General features: G+C 71.1%; 1 protein-coding gene and 1 pseudogene. Both read left to right on the top strand.

Annotated features, from left to right (window positions below; all coding sequences use genetic code 11):
• Positions 1–227, top strand: a 227-nt coding sequence (locus ACFXAZ_RS39515) for a hypothetical protein (protein WP_384601916.1), incomplete at its 5' end; no start/stop codon positions are given.
• A gap of 141 nt (positions 228–368) precedes the next feature.
• Positions 369–1,480 (top strand): annotated as a pseudogene (locus ACFXAZ_RS39510) (hypothetical protein); the annotation flags it as partial.

Here is a 1,480-nt window from a genome sequence, read left to right as displayed (position 1 = left end):
TCCCCGGCTGGCGGTACCGGCTGCGCGCCCGCATCGAACGGGCCGAGATCGACGAGATGCTCACCAACATCATGCGCGAGGCCCTCGCCACGAGCCAGGACTCCGGCATCGACGCCCTCCAGCCGCACCTGCGGAAGCTGGCCGACGACCCCGGCGACGTCGAGCGGGCGCTCGATGCGCTGGGAAAAGGCCACTTGGTGCGCCGCCCGACGGACTCCGGGGACTGATCTCCGAGTACCGGTGGCTGCTCGCGCACTACCTCCACATCCGGCCGTGGGAGATCCACCGGCTGTCCGCCGCAGAGCTTGAGTCCGCAGTGGACTGGATCACCCGTCACACCACACGCTGAACCGAGGGGGTGATCTGCTGTGGCCGAGTCCCTCACGTTCACCCTCAGCGGCAACGATCAGCTGTCCCGTGTCCTGAACGGGACCGGGGACGCTGCCGACCGCCTCGCGCTGCGGCTGGCCGGACTCCAGGTCGGCGCCGACGGCAGCCTCCGGGATCTCCAGGGCCGCTTCGTGTCCGTGGCGGACGCACAGGCCCGCCTCGCCGGGCAGACCGACGACACCGCGGCCCGGTTCCGGGATCTGTCGGACGCGAGCGGCAAGCTCGGCGAGGCCCTGCGCGCCAACCTCATCAGCCTCGCCCCGGCCGCGATCCCGGCCGCGGCCGGGATCGCCAGCAGCGCGGCGGCGGTGGCCGGCGCTTTCGGTGCGGTCGCCGTGGCCGCCGGGGTGTACGCGCTCGCCCTGGGCCCGCAGATCGCCGCGATCAGCGAAGCACTGGAGGCTCAGCAGAAGTACGAGGCTGCGGTCGAGGAATCCGGGGCCGGGTCGGCTGCGGCGGTCAAGGCGCAGGCCGAGTACCAGCAGGCGCTTCAGAAGCTGCCCCCGGCGACGCGCGAGGCGGCGATCGCCGTCGGTCTGCTGAAGGACAACTACCAGGAGTGGTCCGACTCCCTCAGCGGCGACGTGATGGCGCCGTTCACCAAGGGCATCGCCGTCACGAACGCGTTGCTGCCCAAGACCACCGGCCTGGTCGAAGGGGCCAGCGGCCAGTTCGACCGGCTGATCACTCTGGTCGGGGGCGCCATCTCGACGCCCGGATTCGATGCGCTCACCGGCCGTTTCACGAACTTCACCAACGACGTCCTCGACACGGGCGTGGACAAGCTGACGATCTTCCTCGCCAAGCTGGACGCCGGGGAGTACGACGACAGCGGCCTGTCCCGGTGGATGGACTACGCGCAGGCGCAGGGCCCCCTCGTCTGGGACACCCTGGCCAACATCGGCGACGCCCTGCTCAACCTGCTGGAGGCCGGGTCCGGGGTCGGCGTCGGCATGCTGGAAGTCCTCAATGTGCTGTCGGCGATCGTGTCGGCGGTTCCGCCCGAGGCGATCGCCCTCATCCTTCAGCTCTCCATCGCCATCAAGGCCGTCAGCCTGGCGACGGCAGGCGGCGCGGCGGCCGGCGCGGC

The organism is Streptomyces sp. NPDC059477 (assembly GCF_042749375.1).
Taxonomy (GTDB): domain Bacteria; phylum Actinomycetota; class Actinomycetes; order Streptomycetales; family Streptomycetaceae; genus Streptomyces.
The sequence above is the reverse complement of the archived record's forward strand: the minus strand, read 5'-3'. Positions and strand labels throughout refer to the sequence as shown.